The 297-nt window shown below is 45.5% G+C and carries 1 pseudogene; it reads left to right on the plus strand.

Features of this window, described 5'->3' with window-relative positions:
• Positions 1-76: pseudogene (locus tag ACTHSP_RS23555) on the plus strand (Co2+/Mg2+ efflux protein ApaG); the annotation flags it as partial.
• Between the last annotated feature and the right edge of the window lie 221 nt (positions 77-297).

Below are 297 nucleotides of genomic sequence, written 5' to 3' on the forward strand. Positions count from 1 at the left end.
TGAAGACAGTATCGGCAAACGTTTCGTTATCGGGGTGCCGAAGCTTGAATTCAAAGCAGGCTTTACTTTGCAATAGGCCGTCTGAAAAATAGAAAACCGGAACATGCTAAATGTTCCGGTTTTCTATTTTTCAGACGGCCTTATTCAGTCTTTGCAAGGCTGTACCAATACCCACGGCACCACGACAACCGCCCACATTTCCTGAGACCTTTGCAAAATTCCCCAAAATCCCCTAAATTCCCACCAAGACATTTAGGAGATTTCTCATGAGCACCTTCTTCCAGCAAACCGCACAAG

This window comes from Neisseria sp. P0001.S005 (assembly GCF_051963715.1).